Source organism: Streptomyces sp. NPDC001231 (assembly GCF_042896885.1).
GTDB lineage: Bacteria > Actinomycetota > Actinomycetes > Streptomycetales > Streptomycetaceae > Streptomyces.
In genome coordinates this window covers 35,653-61,479 of record NZ_JBIAXS010000038.1, presented here as the reverse complement: position 1 = coordinate 61,479, position 25,827 = coordinate 35,653, and the positions used below count along the sequence as shown (strand labels likewise).

Here is a 25,827-nt window from a genome sequence, read left to right as displayed (position 1 = left end):
GATTCCGTGTTCTACTTGCATATCCGTACGGACTGGCTCACCCCAGTCCCCCAGACGCCGAGAGGAGGCGAGCCCAGTGATCACTATCAAGACCAGCTCCATCAGCACCGCCAAAATGACCGATCGCTCGGTCGTCTCCCTGTGCATGCTCGGCGCCTTCATCCAGGGCACCGGTCTGTCCGGCATCGCTGCCGTGCGTCCGGAGTCCTTTATGTCCCTCGCGGGTCTTCCCGTCCGTGAGCGTGACGAGCGACCGACCAAGGCACTGGAAGCAGTAGCGGCAAAGGCGCAGGCCTATGCCGTTCAGGCGGCCGGTGCCGGTAACCGGGAGCAGACGAAGCAGCACCACCTGACGTGGGCCTTCCGTGGGCCAGAACCCTGGAGTGATCCAGCCTGATCGCCGATCAGGCCGGCGCCTTCAGGGCCGCGGAACCCCATCCGGGATCCGCGGCCCTTCTGTTTTCCCCGAACGGGGACAGCGGAGCGAAGGGGCCTCGGGGCAAGACAAGAACCCGGTAGCCAGCCGACACCCGGCCGACCGGCCGACCCGAACAGACGAGGAAGACGAACCGTGCAACTCGAAGCGCACGTCCCGTCCGTACCGCCTTCCGACACGATCCCCAAGCCTGGTCTCACGGAGGACCCCGCCTTGACCCCGCTCACCGCGCTCACCGCGCTCGACGACGCCATCGAGAACCTCGGCGTGCCCGTCCCGTGCCGCTCCTACGACCCGGAGGTCTTCTTCGCCGAGTCGCCGGCGGACGTGGAGTACGCCAAGTCCCTCTGCCGCACCTGCCCGCTGGTCGAGGCCTGCCTCGCCGGCGCCAAGGAGCGGCGTGAGCCCTGGGGCGTCTGGGGCGGCGAGCTGTTCGTCCAAGGTGTCGTCGTCGCCCGGAAGCGGCCGCGTGGCCGCCCGAGGAAGAACCCGGTCACGGCATGAACACCGCAGGAACGATCGACCGCCCCCTCACGCACGACCCCCAGAAGCAGGCCCCGATGAAGCCGTCCGCCAGCGAGCCCGCAGGCTCCGCGACCGAAGACGTCACCACCACCGGCGCGAACGACTCGCGTCAGAACAGGAACCGAGAGATGCAACTCATCCCAGAAGCGCTGGCTCGTGCGCATATGCACGAGCGGCTGCACGAGGCGGAGAGGGAACGTCAGGCCGTACGCCTGGCGGCCGCCCGCCGGATGCAGCGCCGCGCCGAGCGCGCCTCGCTGCGCGCCCGCCGCGCGCTCGCCATGGCAGTGATGCACTGACCGACAGCGCCGTTCCACGCCTCCAGGCGGTGGCCTCCCGGTCCGGGAGGCCGGAACTCTCCCCGCGGGGGCCGGTCCGTTCGGACGGACCGGCCCCCGCGGTGCGTTGTTCCCGCCGATCAGCGGCCCGGCGGTATGGTCGCGGGGTGACGAGTCTTCCCGGAGGCACGAACCACGCGAGCGCGGCCCACGCGGGCACGGCGCACCACGGCACGGACCGTGACGGTACGGACCGCGACGGCGAGAGCGCGGAGCGTCCCGCCCTGGTGTGCGCGCGCTGCGGCACCCCGGCCGAGGGCCTGCCGCCCACGTGGACCTGTTCCGTGGAGAACGGCGCCCGGCGCTACTTCTGCGACGCCTGCTCCCGCGAGAACCTCCGCTCGATCGAGGGGCGCCTGGACTCCGCCTGGTGGTAGTCCCCCCGCGTGCTCACGCCTCGACGGCCGACTGCTCGTCGTCCGGCTCCTCGCCTCCCGGACGGGCGGCGAAACCCGCCAGCCACTCCTCCAGCTCCTCCCGCAGCCGCACCGTGGCCCCCAGCTGACACAGCACACCGATGGTGCTGAGCGTGACCCGGTGGATGAGCAGGTACGACGGGGGCAGATTGAGCTGCTTGCCCAGTTGGTAGGCGGGAGAGCGGGGATCGGCGATCCGGGCCGCCTGGCTGCGCATCCAGCCGCGGGTGAAGGTGAACTCCTCCAGCTGAGCCGGTTCGATGATCGGCAGAAGGTAGTCGAGGACGGCGTCCGGGTCCAGCTCGATGGATTCCTTCACGAAGCCCTCCGTGGAGAGCATCTCGTAGACCGCTTCCGCCTCTCCGCCGAGCGCCATGCGCAGGGCTGAGCCGATGGGCGTCGGCAGGCCGCCGGGAAGGCGGTCGACGGTTCCGAAGTCCAGGACGCCCAGGCGCCAGTCGTCCTCGCCGTCCGGTCCGCCGGGCAGAAGACGGAAGTTGCCGGGGTGAGGGTCGGCATGCAGCAGGCCGGTGCGGGCCGGGCCGGAGAACAGGAAGCGGGCCAGCAGCTGGCCGGCCCGGTCGCGCTGGGCCTGGGTGCCGTCCGCGATCACCTCGGACAGCGGAACGCCGTCCATCCACTCGGTGACCAGGACCTGGTCGCGCTGGTGGACGACCGCCGGGACGACGACGTCCGGGTCGTCGGCGAACTCCTCGGCGTGAGCCTGCTGGGCCTGCGCCTCCAGCCCGTAGTCGAGCTCCTCGGATACGCGGTCCTTGAGCTCGGCGATCAGGGGCTTGATGTCCACGCCGGGAACCAGCGGCCCCAGCAGACGGGCGAACCGGCTCAACTGGGTCAGATCGGATACGAGGGCCTCACCGGCGCCGGGGTACTGCACCTTGACCGCGACCTCGCGGCCGTCGTGCCACACCGCCCGGTGGACCTGCCCGATCGAGGCCGCCGCGGACGGCTTGTCCTCGAACTCCTCGAACAGCTCGCGCCAGTGTGCGCCGAGCCGCTCCTCCAGTACGGAGTGCACCGTGCGCGTCGGCATCGGCGGCGCCGCCTCCTGGAGCTTGGTCAGTGCGACCCGGTAGGGGCCGGCGACCTCCTCGGGAAGCGCCGACTCGAAGACGGACAGCGCCTGCCCGAACTTCATCGCCCCGCCCTTGAGCTCGCCGAGCACCTTGAACAACTGGTCGGCCGTGCGTTGCTGCAGCTCACGGCCGACGAGGTCGGCGGACTCGCCCACGATCCGTTTGCCGAGTCCCCAGGTCGCTCTCCCGGCGAAACCGAGCGGGAGCGCGGCGAGCTTGGCGGTCCGGGTGACCGCCTTCCGGGGAAGATCAGACATGCGTCCTCCAAGTCCCAGCAAGCCGCGCCGCGTCTGCCCGACGGCAGGGCGTCGATGACGGCCGTTGCCCAGCCATTGTCGCGCGTGGCTCCCCGTTCTTTGAGGCCCACTCCCTCTCGGCTTTCCCGGCCGCGCCGCACGGACAGGTCGGATGCGGCCACACCGGTCGCGCGCGCCAGTTCAGGCCGGGCAGTGAAACCTCCCAGCGGGCGCCTGTACTTGAGGGCGACTCCCCGTCCAGGAAGGCGAGTGCGTGCGCGGCCGACAGGGCGGCCACGGTCGCGGCGAGAGACAGATCACACGGACGTACGTGACGTGGTCTGCCCGAGCGCCACTGCGCCACCAGGCGCGGCCACGTCCCGTCCCGGTCCGTGCGGTCCCGGTGCAGGCAGCCGGCGCAGCCGGTCTCGCCGGGCAGGACGAGCGGGCCCACGACGCCCGTGCCCTCCACCACCCCGGCGTACAGATGAGGGGTGCCGGACTCGATCAGGGCGGCGGCCGCGGACGGGTCGGGCGCGTGCACGGCGATGTCGTCCCGCGGGGCGAGGACCACCAGGGTGAATCCCCGCTCCTCCCGCTCGGGCTGCGTCCGGGGGGCGCGGCGGGCCGGACGGTCCGGGGCCGCCGCGCGCACGGCCCGCCGCGCCGCGGTGTCCCGGCGCTCGCCGACGGCCTCGGCGGACAGCCCGCCCGGGGCGACGTCCCCCGGCTCCACACAGCCGCCGTCCCGCACGTCGACCTCGCCGACCCCCGCCCCGGACAGCAGCGCGGCCAGGACGGCGCCCACCCGGCCCGCGCCTTTGACCTGCACGCGCGCCTCACGTCGGGCGGCGAGGCGTTCCATCGCCTCGCCCGGTTCGCGGGTGATCAGGGAGAGGGAGGCGAGATCGGGCCCCAGCCGGTCCATGGCCTCCTTCCGCTCCCGCAGCGTGTCGGCCGCCGCGCCGCCGCCCCGGGCGTCGTCCAGGAGCCCGGCCCGGGCCAGCCGCTCCACCAGACGGTCGGCATGGCCGTCGGGCAGATCCATGCGGCGCGCCTCCTCCCGCAGCAGCGGCAGTCCGCGCGTGCCGTTGAGCAGGTCCAGGAAACTGCCCGTCGCGGTGTCCAGCGGGCCCAGCGTCATCGCGTGCGCGGGAGTCATCCCGAACTGCACGGTGCCGAGATCACGCCAGCCGCGCCTGAGCGCGGGTTTCACCATCGGATGCATGCGAGCCCCCGTAGCCCGAAGAAGGAGAAGCATCGAAAAAGAACGAAGCGAACGAAGTGAAGGGAACGAACGAAGTGAAGGAAGTGAAGGAAAGGGATCGAAAACGTCCTCATGCGCCGACGGGAGCCGGTCAGAGCCGCCGCCGACGACTGTCACGACTGCCAGCATGCCCGGCCCGGACAGCGGGTGCCGGAAGTTGTCCACAGGCGGTGGGTACTCGTCGTACGAATCGGACCCTCGGTGGAGGATCCGCACGGAACCGTTCCGCGCCCGGGACTTCTCGCCCTCGCACCCGGTAACGTCGGGGCGTGTCCGCCGACCCACTGAACCGTGCCGGAACGCCACAGCGCGGCAAGACGAGCCGGCCCCCGGAGGGCGCGGCGGCGAGCGAGATCGAGGTCCGCAGAAGCGCCCGGCGCCGCCGGACGGTCTCCGCGTACCGCGAGGGTGGTCGCACCGTCGTGCTCATCCCCGCCCGGATGTCCGAGGCGGAGGAGCGGCGCTGGGTGACCGTCATGCTCGACAAGCTGGCCGCCCAGGAGAGCCGGCGGACGCTCGGCGACACGGAGCTGGCCGAACGCGCCGAACGGCTGTCCGCCCAGTACTTCGACGGCCGCGCCCGGCCCGCCTCGGTCCGCTGGGTCACCAACCAGAACACGCGCTGGGGCTCGTGCACCCCGGCGGAGGGCAGCATCCGCCTCTCCCATCGTCTTCAGGGGATGCCCGAGTACGTCGTCGACTACGTACTCCTGCACGAGCTGGCCCATCTGCTCGTCCCCGGACACGGCCCCGACTTCTGGCGGCTGCTGGAGGCGTACCCGCGCACCGAGCGGGCCCGGGGCTACCTGGAGGGGGTGGCCGCGGCCGCGCGGCTGCCGCATCCGCCGGGAACGCGCGACGACTGACCGGTCCGCCGGGGGCGTCCGGTACCGCCGGACTGTGTTTGTGTACCGGGTCTGTACCGACTTCGTCCGGTGTCGGAGTTTGCCGTTAGCCTGGCGCGACGCACTCGCACTCGGGACGGGGGACGGTCGTTACGCATGCCCAGGGAATTCCAGCGCGGCCACAAGGCCAGGATCAGTGACCTGACCGCGGGGACGGATCTGTACGTAGGCGTGCAGATCTCGGCACCCGGACTGACCGTCGACATCAGCTGCTTCGGGCTGGACGCCGACGAACGCCTCTCGGACGACCGGTACTTCGTCTTCTTCAACCAGCCGAAGTCCCCCGAGGAGGCCATCCAGCTGCTGGGCGCTCAGGCAGGCGACACGGAGTCCTTCCGGGTCACGCTGGAGAAGATCCCGCCGCGCATCCGGAAGCTGTCGTTCACGGCCGCCATCGACGGTGCCGGGCAGATGTCGCAGCTCGACTCCGGGTACCTGCGCATCGTGGCGGGCGGGGAGGAGGTGGCCCGGTACGCGTTCGACGGCTCGGAGTTCTCCACCGAACGGGCCGTGATGCTGGGCGACTTCTACCTCAAGGACGTGTGGCGTTTCGCGGCTGTCGGCCAGGGCTTCGACGGGGGCCTCGAGGCGTTGCTGAAGAACTTCGGCGGCGAGGTCCTGGAAGAGGAGGAGGACACCGCCGCGGGCCAGGACCCGCAGCCCGGTGCCGCTCCGGGCTTCGCCCCGCCCGCCCAGGCCACCGCGCCCCCGGAATTCGCCGTCCCCTCCGGGCCGGCCGCACCGGCCCCTGCCACTGCCGCGCCCGCCGCCCCTGCTCCACCCCCGGCCGCCCCCGCGCCGCCACCCGCCGCGCACGGCTTCACACCGCCCCCGGGAGCCACGCCGCCGCCCCCGCCCCCGGCGCCGGGCCCTGCGCCCTCGGTGCACGCGGCGCCGACCATCATCGCCCCCCTGACCCCGCCCGGTGGCCCGGTCCCGCCGCCCGCCCCGGCGCCCGCGCCCTACGGGCAGCCGTCGTACGGCCAGGCGCACGGTCGGACCCCGCCCCCGCCGCCCGCCCAGTACCAGGCGCCGCAGGCGCCGCCCCCGCCTCCCGGCTACGGTCATCAGCCGCCGTTCGGCCAGGTCCCCGGCCAGTCCGCGCCGTACGCGGCGCCGCAGGCCGCTCCCCAGGCCGCCGGGGTGTCCGCCGCGCTGAACCTGTACAAGGAGGCGCCCACCGGCCGGCGCTGGACCCTGCAGAACAGCAAGCTGATCCGCGCCGACCTCGGCACGGAGGGGGGCCGGCCCGTGCTGGCCCGGCAGGGCAGCATGGTGCTCTACCAGGGCAAGGTCGACTTCACCTACAAGGGCGCCGGTTTCGCGGGCCGGATCACGGGCAACGTCACGGGCCAGGAGATGCAGCTGATGCGCTGCACCGGCCAGGGCCAGGTGTTCTTCGCCGAGAACTCCACCCACCTGCACCCCGTCGAGCTCCAGGGCGACGCGATCTGCGTCTCCGCCGAGAACGTGCTCGCCTTCGACGAGAGCCTGGAGTACGAGGTCCGTCGCGTCGAGGGGCACGGCATCCCCGGCGGCGCCCTGTTCACGATGCAGTTCCAGGGCACCGGCACGATCGTCGTCAAGACGCACGGCACACCGGTCGTCCTGCCCGTGACGCCGACGACGTTCGTCGACTCCAACGCCGTGGTCGCCTGGTCGGCCGCAGCCCAGGTGATCGTCTCCAGCCAGGTGCGGATGCGCCGCAACGCCTACCCGGGCGACACCGGAGAGGGCGTCAACCTCCAGTTCCGCGCCGCCCCCGGCAACTTCGTCGTCGTCCAGCCCTACGAGGTCTGAGGGAGCCCGTCATGAACCAGCCGCTCGCGGGTTACGCCCCCGCACCCGTCACCGCCCGTATGGAGAACCACGGCAGCCACATGCTGAAGGTCGCCATGCAGACCGGGAACGACCTCTTCGCGCGCGTGGGGTCGATGGTCGCCTACGAAGGCTTCATCCAGTACGAGCCCAGCCCGTCGGCCGTGCGCCAGATCGCGCGCGACTGGGTCACCGGCGAGGGCGCCCCCCTGATGAAGTGCACCGGCGACGGGCTGCTCTACCTCGCCGACTACGGCGCCAACGTCGTCGTCATCAACCTCGGCGGTGACGCGATCTCCGTCAACGCCACCAACCTGCTGGCCTTCGACGCCGGCCTGACCTGGGGCGTCGAGCGGGTCAAGGGGCTGGCGAAGTTCGCCGGGCAGGGCCTGTGGAACACCAGGATCTCCGGACAGGGCTGGGTGGCGCTGACCTCCCGGGGCGAGCCGATCGTCGTCGACTGCGGCGAGGGCGAGAACGAGACCTACGTCGACCCGGACGCGCTCGTCGCCTGGTCGCCGAACCTGAAGGTCAAGGGAAAGCGCAGCTTCAGGGCGCAGTCCCTGATCGGCCGGGGCAGCGGAGAGGCCTACCAGATGGCCTTCTCCGGTCAGGGCATCGTCGTCGTACAGCCCAGCGAGGACAGCACCGACCGCCTGCGGATGCGCGGCTGAGGGGGAGACAGGAGACCATGCAGAGCCCGCTTTTCGCCTTCAACGAAGCTCAGACGCAGGAGCGCTGGAGCCTGCAGAACAAGCAGATGCTGCGCGTCACCCTGGAGGGCCACGACGACATCCTCGCCCGCAAGGGCACGATGGTCGCCTACCAGGGCATGATCGAGTTCGAGGCCGAGTACCAGACCGGCAGCCAGGCACGCACGCGCGCGTACACCGGCGAGGGCCTGGACCTGATGCGCTGCCACGGACAGGGCACGGTCTACCTCGCCAACCTCGCCCAGTACGTGCACATCATGGACGTCGAACAGGACGGCCTGACCGTCGACAGCAGCTATGTGCTGGCGATGGACTCCTCGCTGTACCACGAGGCCGTCGCCGTCGACAGCATGTACGGCATCTCCGGCTCGGGGAAGTACCAGCTGAACATCACCGGCCGCGGCAGGGTCGCCCTGATGACCTCCGGCGCGCCGCTGCTGATGCAGGTGACGCCGGACAAGTACGTCAACTGCGACGCCGACGCGATCGTCGCCTGGTCCACCGGACTGCGCGTACAGATGCAGGCCCAGACGCACTCCTCCGGCGTGTGGAGGCGCCGCGGCAACACCGGCGAGGGCTGGGAGCTCAGCTTCATGGGCAGCGGTTACGCGCTCGTCCAGCCCAGCGAGTTGCTGCCGCCGCAGAACGCGGTGATCGGGCAGGGCCTCGCCGCACAGTTCGGCATGGGGCAGCAGGGGGCGCGGGGACAGAACCAGGGGAACGTCTGGGGCTGAGCCGAGGCCATGGGCAGGGGCGACCACCACGGTGGTCGCCCCTCGCACGGTCGGAGCACGGTCAGAGCCTGGCGCGCGTCGCCTCCAGCAGGCGGACGACCGACTTGTCCGCCACGTCCGGTACGTCGTCGTAGGCGAACCAGCGCAGGTCCAGGGACTCGTCGCTGATGGCCGCCACCGCCCCGCTCGGCGCGAGCGCGGCGTACTGGACGTCGAGATGCCAGGCGCACGGCGTGTGGTGGCGGTCGAGGCGGACGGGACCGCCGGGCAGCAGGGTCAGCCCCTCGATGCCCGACTCCTCGGTCGCCTCGCGCAGCGCGGCGTCCGCCAGTGTGGCGTCCTCCGGTTCGCAGTGGCCGCCCATCTGGAGCCACATGCGCAGCTTCCTGTGGAGGGTCAGCAGCACCCGGCCGTGCTCCGGGTCGATCACCAGGGCGCTCGCCGTGATGTGCCCGTCCGCGCAGGCCTTCCACATGCCGTCCGGACGCGTCCGGAGGTGCTCCAGGTAGAGCGGGCGCAGATCCTCCTGGTCCCCGTACTCCCGCAGGACGAGGACCGCGTCGTCATGGAGGCTCACTCGGCGTCGTCGCCCTTGTCGGCCTGGTCGTCCTTGTCGTTCTCGGCCTTCTTGCGCAGGTCCGGCTTCGGCGCGGAACCGCCCGCCGCCTCGCCGAGCATCCTGTCCAGCTCGGAGAAGTCCATCTGCTCGCGGTGCACGAAGCCGTCCGGGTCGTCCAGGTCGGCGGCGGTGGGCAGCATGTCCGGGTGCGCCCACAGGCCGTCGCGGCCCTCCACCCCGCGCGCGTCGGTGAGCGAGGCCCACAGACGGGAGGCGTCCCGCAGCCGGCGCGGGCGCAGCTCCAGGCCGATCAGCGTGGCGAACGTCTGCTCGGCCGGGCCGCCCGAGGCCCGGCGGCGGCGCAGCGTCTCGCGCAGCGCGTCGGCGGACGACAGGCGCGGCTTGGCCGCCGCGTGCACCACGGCGTCCACCCAGCCCTCGACGAGGGCCAGAGCGGTCTCCAGGCGGGCCAGGGCGGCCTTCTGCTCCGGGGTGTCCTCCGGCTGGAACATGCCCTGCTGGAGGGCGTCCTGCAACTGCTCGGGGTTCTGCGGGTCGAACTGGCCGACCACGTCCTCCAGCTTGGCGGTGTCGACCTTGATCCCGCGCGCGTACCCGTCGACCGCGCCGAACAGGTGCGAGCGCAGCCACGGCACGTGCGAGAACAGGCGCTGGTGGGCGGCCTCGCGCAGGGCCAGGTACAGCCGCACCTCCTCCTTGGGCACACCCAGGTCCTTGCCGAACGCCTCGATGTTCACCGGCAGCAGCGCGGCCTTGCCGGCCGGGCCGAGCGGCAGACCGATGTCGGTCGAGCCGACGACCTCGCCGGCCAGCACGCCGACGGCCTGGCCGATCTGCGTGCCGAACATGGCGCCGCCCATGGACCGCATCATGCCGATCAGTGGGCCGGCCATGGCCTGCATCTCCTCCGGCAGCACGTCGCCCATGGCGGTGCCGACCCGCTCGGCGACCGGGTCGACGAGCTCCTGCCACGCCGGCAGGGTGGCCTCGACCCACTCCGCGCGGGACCACGCCACCGCGGAGCCGGCGCCCGACGGCAGGGACGTCACGTCGTCCAGCCACAGGTCGGCGAGCCGGACGGCGTCCTGCACCGCGGTGCGCTCGGTGGGGCCGACGCTGGCGTCCTTGGTGCCGTCGGAGGTGCCCTGGGAGACCGTCTGGCGGGCGATCTGCTTGGCCATGTCCCAGTTCACCGGCCCGCCCTCGTAGGAGAGCATCTGGCCGAGCTGCTGGAACGCCGCGCCCAGGTCGGTGGGGTTCAGCGAACCGAACATGGCTGCGAGCGGATTGTCGGCGCCGGGCCCGCCAAAGCCTCCGGCTCCGGGCAGTCCGAAACCGAACGGGTTGGCCGGTCCCTGCTCACCGCCGCTCTGCTGGTCCTTCTTCTTGCCCTCGTCGCCGTCGTCCGGCTCCTCCGGCGGAAGGCCGAATCCGAATGGGGTGTCACTCACGGGGTTCCTCGGCTGGTAAGGCCACCGGTTCTCTCCGGCGGCGCGGCTGCCCGACAACACCACCCAGCGTAGACACCGTGAGCGGTTCGGGCCTCGGTGCTTCGCCGACAGAACGCCTGCGGCAGGATGGATGCCACCTGGTACGTACGCGTCATTCGCGCCCGTATGTGAAAACAACCGCTGGAGACGCCCGGTGAGTTCCCCAGATCCACAGGTTCGCGCAGCGCGAAACCACGAGAGCACTCCCGCCGTGCGCGGGCCGGTCGTCGCGGTCACCGGAGCCGCCCGCGGGGTCGGCGCGCTGCTCACCGAGCGGCTGGCCGAGTCCGCCGAGGTCAGGCAGGTCATCGCCATCGACGAGCGGCGCGGGGAGTGCGCGGCGGCGCAGTGGCACATCCTCGACGTGCGGGATCCGGCGATCGCGGAGAAGCTGCGCGGCGCGGACGTCGTGGTGCACCTGGCGCTCGACCTCGACCTGGAGACCGATTCGGCCGCCCGGACGGCGTACAACGTACGGGGGACGCAGACCGTGCTGACCGCGGCGGCCGCGGCCGGGGTGCACCGCGTGGTGCTGTGCACCTCCGCGATGGTCTACGGAGCGCTGCCGGACAACGAACTGCCGCTGTCGGAGGACGCGGAGCTGCGGGCGACCGCCGAGGCGACCGGGGTCGGTGACCTGCTGGAGATCGAGCGGCTGGCGCGGCGCGCGCCGCGGGCGCACCCCGGGCTGAACGTCTCCGTGGTCCGGCCCGCGGTGCTGGTCGGGGGTACGGACACCGCGCTGACCAGGTACTTCGAGTCGCCGCGCCTGTTGGTCGTGGCCGGGTCGCGGCCCGCGTGGCAGTTCTGCCACGTGGAGGACCTGTGCAGCGCCCTGGAGTACGCCGTGCTGGAGAAGGTCGACGGGGAGCTGGCCGTCGGGTGCGACGGGTGGCTGGAGCAGGAGGAGGTCGAGGAGCTCAGCGGGATCCGCCGGATGGAACTGCCGTCGGCGGTCGCGCTGGGGGCGGCGGCCCGGCTGCACCGGATCGGGCTCACGCCGTCTCCGGCGGGGGACCTGGCGTACACGATGTACCCGTGGGTGGTGAGCGGCAGCCGGCTGCACGACGCCGGGTGGCGGCCGCGGTGGACCAACGAGGAGGTCCTCGAGGCGCTGCTGGAGGAGGTGTCCGGGCGGCACACGGTCGCCGGGCGGCGCCTGGGCCGCAAGGACGCGACGGCGGCGGGGGCGGCCGGAGCGACGGTGGCCCTGCTGGGCGCGGCGGCGGTGGTGCGGCGGGCCCGGAAGGCACGCCGGCGCTGAGAGGCGGGCCGCGGGGCACTTCGGACGCGGCACGTCCCTGTCCGAGGCGGTGCCTGTACGAGGGGCCGAGGCAGTCCCTGGACGAGGCACCCCCTGTACGAGACTCCGAACCCGCACGCGCGCGTGCCGGGTGATCGCGCTATTCCCCGGCCTTCCGCGTGTGCGGCACGATGGACACATGGCAGCCACCAACGATCATCCCGGCGAGTACGCCGCCGAGGACCCCATCAAGCTGATCGGCGTCAGGGAGACCCCGCTCTCCCTGGACGAGGTGTTCGAGGCGCTCGGGGACGACGCCGCCGGCGGGACCGCGCTGTTCGTGGGGACCGTGCGGAACCACGACGGGGGCGCCGGTGTCGACGCGCTCGGGTACTCCTGCCATCCCAGCGCGGAGGCGGAGATGCGCCGGGTCGCCGAGAAGGTCGCCGCCGGGTACCCCGTCCGGGCGCTGGCGGCCGTCCACCGTGTGGGGGACCTGAGGGTGGGGGACCTCGCCGTCGTCGTCGGGGTGTCGTGTCCGCACCGGGGCGAGGCCTTCGAGGCCTGCCGGAAGCTGATCGACGACCTCAAGCACGAGGTGCCGATCTGGAAGCACCAGAGGTTCTCGGACGGCACCGAGGAGTGGGTCGGCGCCTAGTGCCCCGACAGGCAACGTTCGCCCCGTCGCGACGCCAGTCTCGCCGGCGCCCAGCGCTTGGAACCTCATGGCCGCAGCTCCGGTTGCGTAACCGAACCCCTGGCGTGAGCGTTGTCAGTGCGGATGGTTAATCTGCTGATCAGTCAGTTGCGGTCGCTCATTTGGGGTTGGGAGGTCGGCATGGCGGCGCTCGCCTGGTTGCTGATTCCGTTGATGGCTGCGATAGGCGCCGGACTGTGGGGGAGCTGGGCGAACCGGACCCGCAGGGCGCGCAGCGACGGACCCGAGCTGGACGGTTACGCCCGTTTCCGTGAGGCCATGGAGAGGTCCCACTCCGGTACGTGAGCGTTCCGCCCTGACGGTGCGCCGACAGAACCGTCCCGTACTGTCGAGTCATGCCACGCCGCACCGCGACGATGCTCGCCTCCACCCTGATGCTGATCGCGCTCCTGTGCGCGGGAGTCCTGTTCCCCGTGCCCTATTCGGAGATGTCACCGGGGCCGACGGTCAACACCCTGGGCGAGCACGGCGGCGAGCCGGTGCTGCAGATCTCCGGCCGCAAGACCTACCCGGCGGACGGCCACCTCAACATGACCACCGTCCGGGTCACCAGTGCCGGCTACCGCATGAACCTCGTCGAGGCCGTCTACGGCTGGCTGGCGCACGACAGCAAGATCGTCCCGCACGACACGCTCTACCCCGACGGCAAGACGGAGGAGCAGTCGACCCAGGAGAACGCCGAGGAGTTCACCCTCTCCCAGGAGAGCGCCAAGGTCGCCGCCCTGAAGGAACTCCGTATCCCGGTGCGGTCCTGGGTGATCGTCTCCACGGTCGTCAAGGACACCCCGGCGCAGGGCAAGCTGCACGCGGGCGACGTCATCAGGGCCGTCGACGGCACGCTGGTCAAGCAGCCCTCCGACGTCTCCAAGCTGGTCACCAAGCACGAGCCCGGGCAGAACGTGGTCTTCACGATCGTGCCGGCCAAGGAGCAGGCCGACGCCGCGAAGCGGCACAGGACGGCGACCGTCACCAAGGACGTCACCATCACCACCACGCAGTCCGCCGACACCGGGGCCAAGCGGGCCATCGTCGGGATCTCCGCCGGGACCGATCACACGTTCCCGTTCACGATCGACATCAAGCTCGCCGACGTCGGCGGCCCGAGCGCGGGGCTGATGTTCGCGCTCGGCATCTACGACAAGCTCACGCCGGGCAGCCTGACCGGCGGGAAGTTCGTGGCCGGCACCGGGACGATAGACGACGACGGCAAGGTCGGCCCCATCGGCGGGATCGAGATGAAGACCGTCGGCGCGCGCAGCAAGGGTGCCCGGTTCTTCCTCACCCCCGCCGAGAACTGCGCGGCCGCCGCCAAGGACACCCCCTCGGGACTCACCCTCGTCAAGGTGCACACGCTCGGTGACGCGCTCACCGCACTGACGGACATCCGCGGCGGCAAGACCGCCGATCTGCCGAAGTGCACGGCCAAGGGCTGACGGGCAGCGCCCCGGCCGTGTACCGGACGGGTACCGAAGGGTGGGCGGAACTCAGTCCTCGAAGGTCGCGGCCAGGGCCTCGGCGAGCCCCGGCACCAGGTCGGCGCCGGTGAGGACCTCCGTGGCGGAGTCCTTCTCACGCAGGCGAAGGGCCGACTCCCGGGCGCCGTCGCGCAGGACCGCGACCGTCATGCGGACCTCCTGGCGCTCGGGGTGGCCGGCCACCCACTTCGCCAGCTTCGGCCCGTCCAGACCCTGCGGGACCTGCGCCTCGGCGGACGGGGGCAGCATCAGGCGCTCCACGGTCAGCGCGCAGCCGGCCACCGCCCCGGGCCAGGCGATCGTGGCGAGGAACTCGTCGAGGGGCCGGTCGGCCGGGACCTCGTCCTGCTCGACCGGGGTGAGACCGGAGGTCTCCTGCTCGTCCTCCAGGCCGAGCTGGGCCGCGAGGGCGGGTTCCTGGGCCCGCAGCTGCGCGGTGTCTACGAGGGCGAAGAGGCGAGCGGGCTGGTCCCAGCCGAGGCCGGAGGCGTACTCGTCGATTTCGAGTACCGCCCGGGTGAGCGGGTTCGCTGCCATGGGAGTGTTGGACATGGTCACAATCCTGCCTCGTTCCTGGGCGGAATCGGGAACCGAGTAAACGGTGAGTAAGTTGCATAGGTGTGGGCCCACGATTTCCGGGGGCCCACCGTACGGTCCACGGACTCGGGGGCCTGACGCAACGAAACCGAATCAACAGCGATTTTCGAGGTGCACACCTTGGCTTTCCAGATGCCGGACCGCGGCGGAGGCCCGACAGGGCCGCGGATGAGAGTGGGCCGTCCGTCCCGGCGTGCCAGGACCCTGCTCATGACACTGGGCGTCCTCGCCGTCCTCGGCATGGTCTTCGCCATGTTCGCGGGCTTCTGGACGGACTGGCTGTGGTACCGGTCGGTGCACTACTCGTCCGTGTTCACCACCACACTGTGGACCAAGATCGGACTGTTCTTCGTCTTCGGCCTGCTGATGGCGGCCGCGGTCGGCCTGAACATCTGGCTGGCGCACCGGCTGCGGCCGCCGCTGAGCGCCATGTCGATGGAGCAGCAGAGCCTGGACCGCTACCGGATGAGCATCGCGCCGTACAAGAAGTGGCTGCTGTGCGGCATCACGGCGCTCGTCGGGCTGATCGCCGGTGCCTCCGCCGCGAGCGAGTGGCGGACCTGGCTGATGTGGGTCAACGGCGTGCCGTTCGGCAAGCAGGACCCGCAGTTCCACCTGGACGTCTCCTTCTACGCCTTCGACCTGCCCTGGTACCGCTTCCTGCTGGGCTTCGGCTTCGCCGCCACGATCCTGTCCCTGATCGCCGCGGTGCTCACGCACTACCTGTACGGCGGGCTGCGCGTCACCAGCCCCGGCGCGCGTGCCACGGCCGCGGCGACCGGGCACCTGTCGGTGCTCCTCGGCGTCTTCGTGACGCTGAAGGCGGTGGCCTACTGGCTCGACCGGTACGGACTGGCGGTGAAGTCGAGCGACTTCAAGGCGACCGGCAACTGGACGGGCCTGAGGTACGTCGACGCCAACGCCTATCTGCCGGCCAAGACGATCCTGTTCTGCATCGCGGTCATCTGCGCGCTGCTGTTCTTCGCCACCCTGTGGCGGCGCACCTGGCAGCTGCCGGTCATCGGCTTCGGCCTGATGGTGCTCTCGGCCATACTCATCGGCGGCCTGTACCCGGCGATCGTGCAGAAGTTCCAGGTCGAGCCCAACGAGCAGGCCAAGGAAGCCCCGTACGTCCAGAAGAACCTCAAGGCGACCCGTGAGGCGTACGGCATCGACGACTCCAAGGTCGCCGACTACGCGGGCACGAGCAGTACCCAGGACAAGGCGAAGCTGCGGGACGCGGCCGCCGACGCGGCCAGTTACCGGCTGATGGACCCGAACATCGTCTCGCCGACGTTCGAGCAGCTCCAGCAGGTGCGCAACTACTACGGGTTCCCGTCCAACCTGGCCGTCGACCGGTACAGGACCAAGGACGGCAAGGTCCAGGACACTGTCATCGGCCTGCGCGAGCTGAACCTCGCCGGGATCCCGAAGAACAACTGGATCAACGACCACTTCCGCTACACCCACGGCTACGGCGTGGTCGCGGCCAAGGGCACCGAGGCCGACTCCGAGGGCCGCCCGGTGTTCACCGAGTACAACCTGCCGTCCACGGGCGACCTCCCGCGGTACCAGCAGCGGATCTACTACGGCGAGAAGACCACCACCTACTCCATCGTCGGCGGTCCCCAGAAGGAGATCGACTACTCCGACGACAGCGGTGAGAAGACCACCAGCTACAAGGGGAACAGCGGTGTCAGCCTCTCCAACCCGCTGAACAGGGCCGCGTACGCGATGGCGTTCAGCGAGCCGCAGATCCTCTACTCCGGCGCGATCGGCGACGGTTCGCGGATCCTGTACAACCGCACGCCCAAGCAGCGCGTCGAGGCGGTCGCCCCGTGGCTGACGATCGACGGCGTCTCGTACCCGGCGGTGGTCGACGGGCGCGTCCAGTGGATCGTCGACGCCTACACGACCACCAACGGCTATCCGTACTCCTCGCGCACCACCCTCGGGGACACGACGCTGGACTCGCTGACCGCCGCCAACAACCAGCGGGTGGTGGCTCAGCAGAACCAGGTCAACTACATCCGCAACTCGGTCAAGGCGACCGTCGACGCCTACACGGGCGAGGTCAGGCTGTACCAGTGGGACACCAAGGACCCGGTCCTGAAGACCTGGATGAAGGCGTTCCCGGGCACGGTCGAGCCGAAGAAGGACATCTCTCCGGAGCTGATGTCCCACATCCGGTATCCGCAGGACCTGTTCAAGGTGCAGCGCGAGCTGCTCACGCGCTACCACGTCACGGACGCGCAGACCTTCCTCAGCGGCAGCGAGGTGTGGCAGATCCCCAACGACCCGACCAACAAGTCGGGCGACGCGGTGCCGCCGTACTACCTGAGCCTCAAGATGCCCGGTGAGTCGTCCCAGACGTTCTCGCTGACGACGACGATGACGCCGAACGGCCGTGACAACCTGAGCGCGTTCATGACGGTCAACGCCGACGCGAACACGAGCGACTACGGCAAGATCAGCATCCTGAAGCTGCCCACGGGCAAGACGATCGACGGCCCCAAGCGGGTGCAGAGCCAGTTCAACTCCGAGCCCTCCATCGCCGAGTCCATCCGGCTGCTGAAGGGCGGCGACTCGGAGGTCGAGTACGGCAACCTGCTGACGGTGCCGCTCGACGGCGGACTGCTCTACGTGGAGCCGGTCTACCTGCGCGGTGGCGGCCTCAAGTACCCGTTGCTGCGCAAGGTCCTGGTGACGTACGGCGGGAACACCGCGTTCGAGGACACGCTCGACAAGGCGCTCAACAAGGTCTTCGGCACGGAGGGTTCGACCACCGAGCCACCCGGCTCCGAGACCGGCGGCGGTGGCACCGGCAGCGGCAAGACCAACCCGCCGCCGTCGAACAACCCGACGGTCCAGGAGGCGTTGAAGGACGCCCAGAAGGCCTTCGACGACGGTCAGACCGCCCTGAAGAACGGCGACTGGCAGGCGTACGGCCAGGCGCAGAAGGACCTTCAGGACGCGCTGAAGCGGGCCGAGGACGCGCAGGCGCAGGCGGAGAAGGCCGGCGGCAGCGGCAAGAACGGCGACGGCAAGGGCGGCGCGAGCCCGGGTGCGAGCGCCAGTCCGACACCGGACAGCAGTCCGAGCGGTAGCCCGAGCGGGGGCTGATCGCTCCCCGTCGAGCCCAAGGGCCCGGATCCGTACCGCGGATCCGGGCCCTTCGCCGTGGGCGAACGCATGTGCCGACATGCCCGGCGGCCGTGCCGCCGTGGGGAGTTGGGCGATCTGTGTTTGACTTGTCTCTCTGTGGGCATGTCGACAAAACGCTGAAGTGACCTCACTGGCTGGGGTATTACAGATGTACCCGGGTTGCAGGTGGTGCGACGATGGACGTTATGGGGGACAAGGCAACTCTGTTCGAGACGGGGCGATTTGTGCAGGCTTCCGACTCCGAGGAGACCGGAGGCGAAGCCCGGGACGAGACCCGGGACGAGTCGGTGGCGGCCGCCGACGAGGCCGCGGAGCTGGCGCGCCGTCGCCTCGCCGCGGAGGCGGGCGACGTCGAGGCCATGAGCGTCCTCGGGGCCATGCTGCTGCGCCGCGGCGACCTCGACGGAGCCGAACCCCATCTGCGCTCCGCCACCGCGGGCGGTGACCGCGCCGCGGCCAACAACCTGGGAGTCCTGCTCCACCAGCGCGGATACGCCGACGAGGCCGCCGGGTGGTGGCGTATCGCCGCCGTCGCCGGATCCGCGGCGGCCGCGCACGCGCTCGGGCGGCACCACCGCGAGCGCGGCGACGAGCCCGCCGCCGAATACTGGCTGCGCCAGTCCGCCGAGCAGGGGCACGTCCTCGGCGCCTACGTCCTCGCCGACCTCCTGGAGCACCGCGGGGACACCGGGGCCGAGCGCTGGATGCGGGTCGCCGCGGAGCGGGGGCACCGGGAGGCGGAGTACCGGCTGGCGCGGGCGCTGGACCGGCGGGCCGGGAGGCCCGGCGGTGACGGTGCCGGGCTGATGGCGGAGGCCGAGCAGTGGTACCGCCAGGCCGCGGCGCGCGGACACCGGCGGGCCGCCCTGCACCTGGGCGCCATCCTGGAGCGGCGCGGCGACCTCAAGGAGGCCGGCCGCTGGTACCTGACGTCCGCCAAGGACGGCGAGGCCAGGGCCGCCTGCGCCCTCGGGTTCCTGCTGCGGGACGCCGGAGACGCGGAGAGCGCCGCCCTGTGGTGGCTGAGAGCCGCGCAGGACGGCGACGGCAACGCGGCGAACGCGCTGGGCGCGCTGCACGCCGAGCGCGGTGAGACGCAGACCGCCGAGCGGTGGTACCGGGCGGCGATGGACGCGGGCGACATCAACGGCGCCTACAACCTCGGGCTGCTCTGCGCCGAGCAGGGCCGTACCGCGCAGGCCGAGCAGTGGTACCGGCGCGCGGCCTACGCCGGGCACCGGGAGGCGTCGAACGCGCTGGCCGTCCTGCTGCTCCAGGGCGGGGACACCGGCGGGGCCGAGCCGTGGTTCTCCAAGGCGGCGGAGGCCGGGAGCGTCGACGCCGCGTTCAACCTGGGGATCCTCTACGCCGGGCGGAACCTGGACGCCCAGGCCCTGCGGTGGTACGAGCGGGCGGCGGCGGCCGGGCACACGGAGGCCGCGTTGCAGGTGGGGATCGCCCGGCTGCGGGCGGGCGACGAGCGGGCGGCCGAGCGGCACCTGCGGTGCGCGGCCGGCGGCGGGAGCGCGGAGGCCGCGTACCGGCTGGCCACCGTGCTCGACGCCCGGCGGCCGCCGGCGCCCGCGCACGGGCTCGGGGAGCCGGCGATCCAGGAGAAGACCGAGTGCGAGGAGTGGTACGAGCGGGCGGCCGGCCAGGGGCACCGGCGGGCGCAGGTGCGGGTCGGGATGCTGGCCGCGGCCCGTGGGGACGCGGTCGAGGCGGCGCGGTGGTACCGCAGGGCGGCGGAGTCCGGGTCCCGCAACGGCGCCTTCAACCTGGGACTGCTGCTCGCCCGGGAGGGCAGTGAGCCCGAGGCGGCCGTGTGGTGGGCGCGGGCGGCCGACGCCGGGCACGGGCGGGCGGCGCTGCGGCTCGCCCTGGTGCACGCGCGGCGCGGCGAGCTGGCCGAGGGGCAGGGGTGGGCCGACCGGGCCGTGGCGCTGGGACCGGCGGAGGTCGCCCAGCGGGCCGCCCGACTGCGGGACGCGCTGCGCGAGGAACTGTCGGCCTGACGTGGATCACCGTCGTCCCTGTAAACGATTTGCTTCTCGGTCCGCCGTTCACGTAATGTTGCATTCACCGACGCGGGGTGGAGCAGCTCGGTAGCTCGCTGGGCTCATAACCCAGAGGTCGCAGGTTCAAATCCTGTCCCCGCTACTGAAGGCCGAGGGCCGGAATCCGATCAAGGATTCCGGCCCTCGGTGTTTCCGGAGGCGCGCTTCCCGGGACGGATCACGAAAGAAGGACCCCCGGCACCGTCGAGGTGCCGGGGGTCCTTCTTTCACGAGTGTGACCGTCAGGCCGCCGCGCAGTTCGGGCAGAGGCCGCGGTAGGTGACCTCCACGTCCGAGACCGTGAAGCCGAAGCGCTCCGAGTCGGGCAGGTCGGCCAGCGGGTTGCCGCTCGGATGGACGTCGCGGATCGCGCCGCAGCCGGCGCAGACCAGGTGGTGGTGCGGCTGGTGCGCGTTGGGGTCGTACCGCTTGGCGCGCTTGTCCGTGGCGACTTCCAGGACCTCACCGAGGGAGACCAACTCGCCCAGCGTGTTGTAGACGGTCGCCCGGGAGATCTCGGGCAGCTTGGCGACAGCCCGGGCGTGGACCTCGTCGGCCGTCAGGTGAACGTGTTCGCCGTCGAGGACCTCGGCCACCACACGCCGCTGCGCGGTCATCCGCCATCCGCGTCCGCGCAGCCGTTCCAGAAGGTCACTCATACCGACCAGCCTAACAGCAAGGGGAAATAGTTCCCGAACCAGTGTGACTTTGGAGCTCCACTTGACTTGGACTAAGTCCATTGTAGGATCGAGACTGGCTTTGGCCAAGAGACAGGCGCGATGGAAATGACCCAGGAGGCGACGTGACCCAGGGGCCGCTCACGACGGAGGCCGGTGCTCCGGTTGCCGACAACCAGAACAGCGAGACGGCGGGCGTCGGCGGCCCGGTGCTCGTCCAGGACCAGCTCCTGCTGGAGAAGCTCGCCCACTTCAACCGCGAGCGCATCCCGGAGCGCGTGGTGCACGCCCGTGGCGCCGGCGCCTACGGCACCTTCACGGTCACGGCCGACGTCACCCAGTACACGCGCGCCAAGTTCCTCTCCGAGGTCGGCAAGCAGACGGAGACCTTCCTCCGCTTCTCGACCGTGGCGGGCAACCTCGGCGCCGCCGACGCGGTCCGCGACCCCCGCGGTTTCGCGCTGAAGTTCTACACCGAGGAGGGCAACTACGACCTCGTCGGCAACAACACCCCGGTGTTCTTCATCAAGGACGCCATCAAGTTCCCCGACTTCATCCACACCCAGAAGCGCGACCCCTACACGGGCAGCCAGGAGGCGGACAACGTCTGGGACTTCTGGGGCCTGTCTCCGGAGTCGACGCACCAGGTGACCTGGCTGTTCGGCGACCGCGGCATCCCGGCGTCGTACCGGCACATGAACGGCTACGGCTCCCACACCTACCAGTGGAGCAACGGGGCCGGCGAGGTCTTCTGGGTCAAGTACCACTTCAAGACCGACCAAGGGATCAAGAGCCTCACCGCCGAGGAGGCCGCCCGGCTCGCCGGTGAGGACCCCGACTCCCACCAGCGCGACCTGCGTGAGGCCATCGAGCGCGGCGAGTACCCGACCTGGACCGTGCAGGTGCAGATCATGCCGGCGGCCGACGCGGCGACCTACCGCTTCAACCCGTTCGACCTCACCAAGGTGTGGCCGCACGAGGACTACCCGCCGATCGAGATCGGCAAGCTGGAGCTCAACCGCAACCCGGAGAACATCTTCGCCGAGGTCGAGCAGTCGATCTTCAGCCCCGCCCACTTCGTGCCGGGCATCGGTCCCTCCCCGGACAAGATGCTCCAGGGCCGCCTCTTCGCGTACGGCGACGCTCACCGCTACCGCGTCGGCATCAACGCCGACCACCTGCCGGTGAACCGTCCGCACGCCACCGAGGCGCGCACCAACTCCCGTGACGGCTACCTGTACGACGGCCGCCACAAGGGTGCGAAGAACTACGAGCCGAACAGCTTCGGCGGGCCGTTCCAGACGGACCGGCCGCTGTGGCAGCCCGTGACGGTCTCCGGCGTCACCGGTGACCACGAGGCGGCGGTCCACGCCGAGGACAACGACTTCGTCCAGGCCGGCAACCTCTACCGTCTGATGTCGGACGAGGAGAAGGAGCGCCTGATCGGCAACCTGGCGGGCGCGATCTCGCAGGTCTCGCGCGAGGACATCGCCGAGCGCGCGATCGGCAACTTCCGTCAGGCGGACGAGGACTTCGGCAAGCGGCTGGAGGCCGCGGTCCAGGCCCTGCGCGGCTGATCTCCAGCACTGGAACGCTTGTCGTGGACGGCGGGCCGGGTCCCTTCGGGGGTGCGGCCCGCCGGCGTGCGCTCAGGCCGTGCCCGCACCCGCGGCCGCAGCGTGCTGCCGGACCGGCGCCCAGCAGCGGATGATGTCGCGGACCGAGACGATGCCCGCAGGCTCGTCGTGGTCCAGGACGATGAGGTGCCGGAAGCCGCCGCGGGTCATGGCCCGGGCCGCCTCCTCCAGGGTCCAGGACGGCGCGGCGAACACGACGTCGGTGGTGGTGTGCGCGTGTACGCGCTCCGTGTCCGGGTTCTGTCCCAGGCCCACGGAGTTGAGGACGTCGCGTTCGGTGAGGATGCCGATGCCGCCTGCGTCCGGGTCGTGGACGACGGCGGCGCCGACGTGGCGCGCGGACATCAGGGCCGCCGCCTGTCGGAGGGTGTGTGCGGGACCGATGGTGAGGACCACCGTGCTCATGGCGTCGCGGACGAGCATGGGATGGAGCCACCTCCTCGGGGAATCCGGCTGATGCGTGCCAGGCGCCGAAGGCGTCTGTTGAGCACTGCACAAGTTCACAAGTGGGGGAACTCCCAGAGTCTCAGGCAAAACGGGGGTCAACAAGGGGGCGTGCGCGGCCGGCCGGGGGCGTGCGCAGGCGTTCCCCCCTCGCGTCAGCGCTGGTTGAGATACCCCAGCATCTCGTCGTGCAGCAGACCGTTGGACGCGGCGGCGTTGCCGCTGTGCGGGCCGGGGCGGCCGTCGAGGCCGGTGAAGGTGCCGCCGGCCTCGGTCACGATGATCGCGTTCGCGGCCATGTCCCACAGGGACAGCTCCGGCTCGGCGCAGAAGTCGACCGAGCCCTCGGCGACCATCATGTACGGCCAGAAGTCGCCGTAGGCACGGGTACGCCAGACCGCGCGGGTCAGGTCGAGGAAGCCGTCCAGGCGGCCCTGCTCCTCCCAGCCGCCGAGCGAGGAGTACGCGAAGGAGGCGTCCGCGAGTTCCCCCACGCGGGACACCTGGAGCCTGCTCGCCTGCGCCAGGCTGCGGCCCGTGAAGGCGCCGTGGCCCTTGGCGGCCCACCAGCGGCGGCCCAGGGCGGGGGCGGAGACGACGCCCACGACGGGCTGGTAGCCGCCCGCGCCGGCCTCCATCAGGGAGATGAGCGTGGCCCAGACCGGGACGCCGCGCACGTAGTTCTTGGTGCCGTCGATGGGGTCGACGACCCAGCGGCGGGGGCCGGTGCCCTCGATGCCGTACTCCTCGCCGAGGACCGCGTCGCGGGGGCGGGCGCGTTGCAACTGGCCGCGGATGAGTTCTTCCGCCGCCTTGTCCGCTTCGCTGACCGGGGTCATGTCCGGCTTCGTCTCGACCTTGAGGTCGAGGGCCTTGAAACGGTCCATGGTGGCGGCGTCGGCGGCGTCCGCGAGGACGTGGGCCAGGCGCAGATCGTCCAGGTAGTCCGGCATGCGAGAACCGTATCCGCCTGGGGCGACACGGGGCTACGGGGGGCGGGGTGGCCCGGTGTGCGGAAGTGCCGCGCGACCCGGGAGAGGCCCAAAGGTCGCGGTGGCGCGTGCGCCCGCGGTGGCGCGCACATGCTGTCACGGACCCTTGACAGTGCGTTCCGGGGCGTCAAATCTGGGCGCAGAGCCGCTCGCCCCGGGGAGGCGATGATGTCTGCAGCGCGGGAATCCCTGCTGGACGCCGCCTACACGGCGCTGACACGGCGGCCGTGGGCCGCGGTACGGATGATCGACGTGGCCGCGGCGGCCGGGGTCTCCCGGCAGACGCTGTACAACGAGTTCGGCAGCAAGGAGGGGTTCGCGCGGGCCCTGGTCAGGCGGGAGGCGGACGGCTATCTCATCGGCGTCGAACGAGCCCTGACCACCCCCGCCGACCCGCGCGAGCGGCTCACCGCCGCCGCCGAGTGGACCGTGTCCGCCGCGCGGGGCAACGCGCTGGTGAAGGCGATGCTCACCGGCTGCTGGAGCGACCGGCTGCCCTCGCCGACGCTGTCGGCGGTGCCGTCCTCCAGCGCGGTTCCGGCCCAGCGCCGGGCCGACGGCCCGCTGCCCTCGCCCGGCGACTTCGTGGCGATCGTCCGCGACCGCGCCGTGACCCTGCTCTCCGCCCCCGGCGCACCCAGGGCGGACACCGCCGAGCTGGCCCGCGCCTGCGAGCTGGTGATCCGCCTCGCCCTGTCGTGCGTGGCGGCGCCGCCGGGCCGGGGCGGGGTCGCCGAACTGGTACGCGGCGCACTCTCGCGCCAACCGGGCTGACCCGTCCGCCCTCCGCACCGCCGCGTCAGTGCGCGGAACCGGACAGCTGGAGCCCGATCACCCCGATGATCACCAGGCTGATCGACACGATCTTCAGCGTGGAGACCAGGTCGCCGAGGAAGACCATGCCGTAGATCGCGGTGCCCGCCGCGCCGATGCCGGTCCACACCGCGTACGCGGGGCCGACGTCGAGCTTCTTCAGGGACAGGGTGAGCAGACCGAAACTGCCCAGGGCGAAGCAGCAGAAGGCGATGGTCGGCCAGAGCCGGGTGAAGCCGTGCGACAGCTTCAGGCACACGGCGAAGCCGGTCTCGAGCAACCCGGCAACGATGACCAGCAGCCACGCCATGTGCTGTCCTCCCGTGGGTCCGCATGCCGTGACCGCTTGGTCGTGCTTGGGGCAGGTCATGATCCGGCTCCGTGCGATTATGCACTTGCCGGACCGCACCGCACCCAAACAACGCGGAGGTCAGTCGCCTTCCTTGCGCTCCCGCGTGGCCAGCAGCCGGCGCAGCGAGTACAGCCGGGCCGGGTCCGCGTGCCCCTCGGCGACCCACGCGTCCAGCGCGCAGTCCGGCTCGTCGTGGCTGCACGCGCGCGGGCAGCCCTCGGTGCCCTGTTCCAGCTCGGGGAAGGCGTGGATGACCCGGAACGGATCGATGTGCGCGAGCCCGAACGACCGTACGCCCGGGGTGTCCACGACCCAGCCGGCCGCGCCCGCCAGCGGCAGCGCGAGCGCGGAGGTGGTGGTGTGCCGGCCCCGGCCGGTCACCGCGTTCACACGTCCCGTCACCCGCCGCCGCTCCGCCGGCACCAGCGCGTTGACGAGTGTCGTCTTGCCCACGCCGGAGTGGCCGACGAACGCCGTGACCTTCCCGTCGAGTTGCTCGCGCACCCGGTCCGCGGCGGCGCCGGCGTCCAGCTCCGCACGGCTGGTGACGACGTAGGGGATGTCCAGATCCCCGTACAGCTCCAGGAGTTTGTCCGGCGGGGCCAGGTCCGACTTCGTCAGGACCAGCAGCGGCTCCAGACCGCCGTCGTACGCCGCGACCAGGCAGCGGTCGATCAGCCGGGGGCGCGGTTCGGGATCGGCGAGCGCGGTGACGATGGCCAGTTGGTCGGCGTTCGCGACGACCACGCGCTCGTAGGGGTCGTCGTCGTCCGCGGTGCGGCGCAGGACCGAGCCGCGCTCCTCGATGCGGACGATGCGCGCGAGGGTGTCCTTCGCCCCGGACAGGTCACCGACGAGGGCCACCCGGTCGCCCACGACGGCGGCCTTGCGGCCGAGCTCGCGGGCCTTCATGGCGACGACCGCGCGGCCGTCGACGAGGCACGTCAGCCGTCCCCGGTCGACGGTGAGGACCATGCCCTCGGCGGCGTCCTCGTGCTTGGGGCGGATGTTCGTGCGCGGCCGGTTGCCCCTGCGGTTGGGGCGGCTGCGGATGTCGTCCTCGTCGGTGTGCTTGCCGTAGCGGCGCATGGCGTGATCCCCG

The 25,827-nt window shown here is 71.4% G+C and carries 26 protein-coding genes and 1 tRNA gene; 17 read left to right on the top strand and 10 right to left on the bottom strand.

Going from position 1 to position 25,827, the window contains the following annotated elements:
• Nucleotides 1–76 precede the first annotated feature (76 nt).
• From ACFY3J_RS33695 to ACFY3J_RS33680, 4 genes are all read left to right on the top strand, one after another.
• A complete protein-coding gene (locus tag ACFY3J_RS33695; protein WP_390842416.1) occupies nt 77–397 on the top strand; it encodes a hypothetical protein in 321 nt (106 codons plus the stop codon).
• A gap of 174 nt (nt 398–571) precedes the next feature.
• On the top strand, nt 572–940 hold the full coding sequence (locus ACFY3J_RS33690; protein WP_384171641.1) for a WhiB family transcriptional regulator: 369 nt from the start codon (nt 572–574) through the stop codon (nt 938–940).
• Nucleotides 937–1,260 (top strand): hypothetical protein, encoded by a 324-nt coding sequence (locus ACFY3J_RS33685; RefSeq protein ID WP_361414421.1) that lies wholly within the window; start codon nt 937–939, stop codon nt 1,258–1,260. Before ACFY3J_RS33690 ends, ACFY3J_RS33685 begins: the two co-directional genes overlap by 4 nt.
• 146 nt (nt 1,261–1,406) lie before the next feature.
• Nucleotides 1,407–1,676 carry a hypothetical protein gene (locus ACFY3J_RS33680; RefSeq protein WP_384172663.1) on the top strand — a complete coding sequence of 90 codons (270 nt, stop codon included), beginning with the start codon at nt 1,407–1,409 and terminating at the stop codon, nt 1,674–1,676.
• Nucleotides 1,677–1,689: 13 nt separating this feature from the next.
• Here the strand turns inward: ACFY3J_RS33680 and ACFY3J_RS33675 are convergent, their stop codons facing one another.
• Together ACFY3J_RS33675 and ACFY3J_RS33670 are read right to left on the bottom strand one after the other, a co-directional pair.
• Complete coding sequence (locus tag ACFY3J_RS33675; RefSeq protein WP_384171635.1) at nt 1,690–3,069, bottom strand: ABC1 kinase family protein; 1,380 nt, start codon at nt 3,067–3,069, stop codon at nt 1,690–1,692.
• Nucleotides 3,062–4,276, bottom strand: a complete 1,215-nt coding sequence (locus ACFY3J_RS33670; RefSeq protein WP_390842415.1) for a TOMM precursor leader peptide-binding protein — start codon at nt 4,274–4,276, stop codon at nt 3,062–3,064. Before ACFY3J_RS33670 ends, ACFY3J_RS33675 begins: the two co-directional genes overlap by 8 nt.
• A 308-nt stretch (nt 4,277–4,584) precedes the next feature.
• On the opposite strand from ACFY3J_RS33670, the gene ACFY3J_RS33665 reads away from it, so the two are divergent.
• The 4 genes from ACFY3J_RS33665 (at nt 4,585) to ACFY3J_RS33650 (ending at nt 8,485) form a co-directional block, all read left to right on the top strand.
• Nucleotides 4,585–5,181: a M48 family metallopeptidase gene (locus tag ACFY3J_RS33665; RefSeq protein ID WP_384171629.1), complete on the top strand. Its 597-nt coding sequence runs from the start codon at nt 4,585–4,587 to the stop codon at nt 5,179–5,181.
• A 135-nt stretch (nt 5,182–5,316) separates the two neighbouring features.
• Nucleotides 5,317–7,020, top strand: coding sequence for a TerD family protein (locus ACFY3J_RS33660; RefSeq protein WP_390842414.1), 1,704 nt, complete (start codon nt 5,317–5,319; stop codon nt 7,018–7,020).
• A gap of 11 nt (nt 7,021–7,031) precedes the next feature.
• Complete coding sequence (locus ACFY3J_RS33655; protein ID WP_141358583.1) at nt 7,032–7,712, top strand: AIM24 family protein; 681 nt, start codon at nt 7,032–7,034, stop codon at nt 7,710–7,712.
• Between the two features lie 17 nt (nt 7,713–7,729).
• A complete protein-coding gene (locus tag ACFY3J_RS33650; RefSeq protein ID WP_384171623.1) occupies nt 7,730–8,485 on the top strand; it encodes an AIM24 family protein in 756 nt (251 codons plus the stop codon).
• 61 nt (nt 8,486–8,546) lie between these two features.
• On the opposite strand, the gene ACFY3J_RS33645 is transcribed toward ACFY3J_RS33650, so the two are convergent.
• Both ACFY3J_RS33645 and ACFY3J_RS33640 read right to left on the bottom strand, forming a co-directional pair.
• Complete coding sequence (locus ACFY3J_RS33645; protein WP_384171620.1) at nt 8,547–9,062, bottom strand: NUDIX hydrolase; 516 nt, start codon at nt 9,060–9,062, stop codon at nt 8,547–8,549.
• The gene (locus ACFY3J_RS33640; protein ID WP_384171617.1) at nt 9,059–10,516 is read right to left on the bottom strand and encodes a zinc-dependent metalloprotease; all 1,458 of its coding nucleotides are present in this window, start codon (nt 10,514–10,516) and stop codon (nt 9,059–9,061) included. Before ACFY3J_RS33640 ends, ACFY3J_RS33645 begins: the two co-directional genes overlap by 4 nt.
• Nucleotides 10,517–10,709: 193 nt before the next feature.
• Between ACFY3J_RS33640 and ACFY3J_RS33635 the strand changes: the two genes are divergently transcribed.
• The 4 genes from ACFY3J_RS33635 (at nt 10,710) to ACFY3J_RS33620 (ending at nt 13,949) form a co-directional block, all read left to right on the top strand.
• Nucleotides 10,710–11,819: an SDR family oxidoreductase gene (locus ACFY3J_RS33635; RefSeq protein WP_384171614.1), complete on the top strand. Its 1,110-nt coding sequence runs from the start codon at nt 10,710–10,712 to the stop codon at nt 11,817–11,819.
• A 178-nt stretch (nt 11,820–11,997) separates the two neighbouring features.
• Nucleotides 11,998–12,456: a molybdenum cofactor biosynthesis protein MoaE gene (locus tag ACFY3J_RS33630; protein WP_384171611.1), complete on the top strand. Its 459-nt coding sequence runs from the start codon at nt 11,998–12,000 to the stop codon at nt 12,454–12,456.
• A 180-nt stretch (nt 12,457–12,636) separates the two neighbouring features.
• Nucleotides 12,637–12,801 carry a hypothetical protein gene (locus ACFY3J_RS33625; RefSeq protein WP_390842413.1) on the top strand — a complete coding sequence of 55 codons (165 nt, stop codon included), beginning with the start codon at nt 12,637–12,639 and terminating at the stop codon, nt 12,799–12,801.
• A gap of 50 nt (nt 12,802–12,851) precedes the next feature.
• Nucleotides 12,852–13,949: a PDZ domain-containing protein gene (locus tag ACFY3J_RS33620; RefSeq protein ID WP_390842412.1), complete on the top strand. Its 1,098-nt coding sequence runs from the start codon at nt 12,852–12,854 to the stop codon at nt 13,947–13,949.
• A 51-nt stretch (nt 13,950–14,000) separates the two neighbouring features.
• Here ACFY3J_RS33620 and ACFY3J_RS33615 read toward each other — a convergent pair whose 3' ends face one another.
• Entirely contained in the window at nt 14,001–14,543 is a 543-nt protein-coding gene (locus ACFY3J_RS33615) for a PPA1309 family protein (protein ID WP_384171605.1), read from the bottom strand.
• A gap of 156 nt (nt 14,544–14,699) precedes the next feature.
• Here ACFY3J_RS33615 and ACFY3J_RS33610 point away from each other — a divergent pair, with 156 nt between their 5' ends.
• The 3 genes from ACFY3J_RS33610 (at nt 14,700) to ACFY3J_RS33600 (ending at nt 19,913) form a co-directional block, all read left to right on the top strand.
• A complete protein-coding gene (locus ACFY3J_RS33610) occupies nt 14,700–17,711 on the top strand; it encodes a UPF0182 family protein (protein ID WP_390842411.1) in 3,012 nt (1,003 codons plus the stop codon).
• 218 nt (nt 17,712–17,929) lie between these two features.
• Nucleotides 17,930–19,768 carry a tetratricopeptide repeat protein gene (locus tag ACFY3J_RS33605; RefSeq protein ID WP_384171600.1) on the top strand — a complete coding sequence of 613 codons (1,839 nt, stop codon included), beginning with the start codon at nt 17,930–17,932 and terminating at the stop codon, nt 19,766–19,768.
• A gap of 71 nt (nt 19,769–19,839) precedes the next feature.
• Nucleotides 19,840–19,913, top strand: a tRNA-Met gene (locus tag ACFY3J_RS33600).
• Nucleotides 19,914–20,052: 139 nt separating this feature from the next.
• Here ACFY3J_RS33600 and ACFY3J_RS33595 read toward each other — a convergent pair.
• The gene (locus ACFY3J_RS33595; RefSeq protein WP_141358564.1) at nt 20,053–20,469 is read right to left on the bottom strand and encodes a Fur family transcriptional regulator; all 417 of its coding nucleotides are present in this window, start codon (nt 20,467–20,469) and stop codon (nt 20,053–20,055) included.
• A gap of 143 nt (nt 20,470–20,612) precedes the next feature.
• On the opposite strand from ACFY3J_RS33595, the gene ACFY3J_RS33590 reads away from it, so the two are divergent.
• Nucleotides 20,613–22,064, top strand: a complete 1,452-nt coding sequence (locus ACFY3J_RS33590; protein WP_384171595.1) for a catalase — start codon at nt 20,613–20,615, stop codon at nt 22,062–22,064.
• A gap of 72 nt (nt 22,065–22,136) precedes the next feature.
• Here ACFY3J_RS33590 and ACFY3J_RS33585 read toward each other — a convergent pair whose 3' ends face one another.
• Both ACFY3J_RS33585 and hisN read right to left on the bottom strand, forming a co-directional pair.
• Entirely contained in the window at nt 22,137–22,547 is a 411-nt protein-coding gene (locus ACFY3J_RS33585; RefSeq protein ID WP_141358560.1) for a cyclic nucleotide-binding/CBS domain-containing protein, read from the bottom strand.
• Nucleotides 22,548–22,723: 176 nt separating this feature from the next.
• Nucleotides 22,724–23,521, bottom strand: coding sequence for a histidinol-phosphatase (hisN, locus tag ACFY3J_RS33580; protein WP_384171591.1), 798 nt, complete (start codon nt 23,519–23,521; stop codon nt 22,724–22,726).
• A 204-nt stretch (nt 23,522–23,725) separates the two neighbouring features.
• Here hisN and ACFY3J_RS33575 point away from each other — a divergent pair, with 204 nt between their 5' ends.
• Nucleotides 23,726–24,334: a TetR/AcrR family transcriptional regulator gene (locus ACFY3J_RS33575; RefSeq protein WP_390842410.1), complete on the top strand. Its 609-nt coding sequence runs from the start codon at nt 23,726–23,728 to the stop codon at nt 24,332–24,334.
• A 25-nt stretch (nt 24,335–24,359) separates the two neighbouring features.
• Here the strand turns inward: ACFY3J_RS33575 and ACFY3J_RS33570 are convergent, their stop codons facing one another.
• Both ACFY3J_RS33570 and rsgA read right to left on the bottom strand, forming a co-directional pair.
• Nucleotides 24,360–24,683, bottom strand: a complete 324-nt coding sequence (locus ACFY3J_RS33570; protein WP_100568156.1) for a multidrug efflux SMR transporter — start codon at nt 24,681–24,683, stop codon at nt 24,360–24,362.
• A gap of 120 nt (nt 24,684–24,803) precedes the next feature.
• On the bottom strand, nt 24,804–25,814 hold the full coding sequence (gene rsgA / locus ACFY3J_RS33565; RefSeq protein WP_384171585.1) for a ribosome small subunit-dependent GTPase A: 1,011 nt from the start codon (nt 25,812–25,814) through the stop codon (nt 24,804–24,806).
• Nucleotides 25,815–25,827: the final 13 nt, after the last annotated feature.